Annotated in this window: 1 protein-coding gene; it reads left to right on the top strand. The window is 73.6% G+C overall.

The window, feature by feature from the left end:
- Positions 1-633: 633 nt before the first annotated feature.
- The gene (locus tag FOE67_RS25805; RefSeq protein WP_323385526.1) at positions 634-1,323 is read left to right on the top strand and encodes a hypothetical protein; all 690 of its coding nucleotides are present in this window, start codon (positions 634-636) and stop codon (positions 1,321-1,323) included.
- Positions 1,324-1,350: the final 27 nt, after the last annotated feature.

The raw sequence follows: 1,350 nt of genomic DNA, 5'->3' as shown, positions 1-1,350 counted from the left end.
GAGGGGGGCCGTCCGGGGAGGCGCGCCGGTCGGCGCGTCACCACTCCCCGGGCGTCCGGTGTTTCACCCCCACGGGTGAAACACCGCCGGGTCCGGGGGTGCCCCGCCCGGTCGGGCGGACCCGCGTCGGTGGCCCCGGCCGTCCGCGAGAAGGCGCGTTCCGGTCCGTTTGCGCATGTCCCGGCGTTTTCCGGGCCGCGGCGACCGGTGGACGCGACGGCCGGTGGGGCCGGCCGGATCCGATCGCACCCGACGAACGTGTTTTCGAATGTGGTGGCTGCGTTCCCCTTACCGTACCCGTAGGGGGAGGAGCGGCGGTTTTCGGGCGTGAAGCACGGAAGCGGCGATTGATGCGCTCATGTCGCCCCTTGCTCCGCACTTCGCTCCCCGGATCTCACTACCACGCCGGCGGCCGAAAATGCCCCGGGAGCATCATTTTTCCGCGTGACACCACTCACGTCCGAGGGGGCCCGCGTTCCGTGTCGGCCGCCGGGCGGGGCGGCCGGTCGACGCTTCCGGGCGGAACCGGGTGAAACCGATCACATGGCGGGGGGAACCATCCGGACCCCACCCGGCGTCCCAACGCCCGAGGCCGCCCCGATGTTCCCGCGCGGAACCCCGTGGCGTATAAAAGTGGCTGTCATCACCACGGGGGATACGGGGTTCGACATGGGGGACTTCTTCGCGACCGCGACGCAGTTCCCGGTCGTCCTGTTCACCTTCCCGCTGGTGGTCGTCATCGGGTACTGGCTGGTCGCCGCCCTCACCGGCCTCGGGGGCGACCTCTTCGGGGGCCCGGGGGGCTCCGGTGACTCCGGCGCCGGGGAGACCGGCGACCCCGCGGGCACCGGCGGCTTCGCCGGACTGCTCGCCGCGCTCGGCCTCGGCGGCGTGCCGGTCACCGTGGTGCTCTCCTGCGTGATCGCCGTCGCCTGGTTCGTCGCCCTGGTCGGCACCGCGCTCACCGACCACCCCCTGGCACGCGTCGGCGTGCTCCTCCTGGCCCTGTGGGCCGGCTGGCAGGCCACGTGGCTGCTCGCGCGCCCCCTGCGCCGACTGCTGGGGTTCACCTCCGTGGCCCGCAACGCCGACTTCGTCGGCCTGCTGTGCGAGGTGCGGGTGCGCTGTTCGGCGACCGAATTCGGCCAGGGCCTGGTGACCCTCCCCGACGGTGGGACCGCGCTGGTCGACATCCGCGCCGACGGCGAGGACGGCGCCGCCCCGCTGCCGCCCGGCACCACCGTCCTCATCTACGACTACGACCCCGAAGGGGACTTCTACCGGGTCGCCCCGGCCGGTGCCGCCGCCGATCCCCTCGGCTGAGCGGCCCCCGGCACGACCCCGGTCTCT

It is taken from the genome of Streptomyces calidiresistens (assembly GCF_014141525.1).
Lineage (GTDB): Bacteria > Actinomycetota > Actinomycetes > Streptomycetales > Streptomycetaceae > Streptomyces > Streptomyces calidiresistens.
This window is presented reverse-complemented; position numbering and strand designations above follow the sequence as displayed.